1 protein-coding gene is annotated in these 945 nt (G+C 66.3%); it reads right to left on the minus strand.

Going from position 1 to position 945, the window contains the following annotated elements:
• Window positions 1–25: 25 nt before the first annotated feature.
• Window positions 26–900 (minus strand): IS5 family transposase gene (locus QMF80_RS37915; protein ID WP_283461982.1). Its coding sequence is split into 2 segments (ribosomal slippage): window positions 26–553 and window positions 556–900, totalling 873 coding nucleotides; the frame shifts between segments, so codons are not numbered across the junction.
• Window positions 901–945: the final 45 nt, after the last annotated feature.

Here is a 945-nt window from a genome sequence, read left to right on the forward strand (position 1 = left end):
CTAGGGCCTGTTGCGAAAGTGCTGGTCACAGCCACTCGTTGATGGCTGCGACCAGCACCGTTGCCTCGTAGCGAACGGCGAGTTTGTCGTACCTTGTAGCCACCGCGCGGTGCCGTTTCAGGCGGTTGATGCCGCACTCGACGGCATGGCGTTGCTTGTAGTCTTCCTTGTCGAATGCCGGGGGCCGGCCGCCGCGGGAGCCGAGTTTCTTGCGGTTGCGGATCTGGTCGGCTTTCTCTGGGATCGTGCACACGATCTGGCGTTTGCGCAGGTAGGCGCGGTTTGCGCGGGAGCCGTAGGCCTTGTCGCCCCGGACCCTTGCGGGTCTGGTGCGAGGCCGGCCGGGGCCGGGGCGGGCAACCCGGACCTTCTCCAGGACCGGTTGGAAGTACGGGCTGTCGTGCCGGTGCCCGGCTGTGATCAGCACGGACATGGGTTTTTGTCCCTGCTCGGTGGCGAGGTGGATCTTTGTGGTCAGACCACCACGGGAGCGTCCGAGTCCATGATCGTCGGGCTCGACGGACAGGCCGCCTGGAGGCTCTTTCTGGAGATCCCCTTTTTACGCGCCCCGGCGGCATGCTGATGGGCGCGGCAGACGGTGGAGTCGACGCTGAGGTCCCAGGTGATCAGGCCCTTCGCATCAGCATCAGCCTGGAGCTGCTCGAAGATCCGCTGCCACGTGCCGTCACGCTGCCACTGGCGGAACAGGTCGTAGACCCGGTCCCACGGCCCGTACCGTTCCGGCACGTCCCGCCACGGCGTCCCGGCCCGGGTCCGCCACCGTATGCCGTCAATCAGCTGCCGCCGAGTCCATAGCCGTGGCCGGCCCGGCTTGCTGCCCACCGGCAGCAACGGCTCCAGCCTCGCCCACTGTGCATCCGTCAGATCTCCACGCGCCACACCATGATCATCACCGCTCAAGATCCACTTTCGCAACAGGCCCTA

The sequence above is a fragment of the Streptomyces sp. G-G2 genome (assembly GCF_030063135.1).
Classification (GTDB): domain Bacteria; phylum Actinomycetota; class Actinomycetes; order Streptomycetales; family Streptomycetaceae; genus Streptomyces.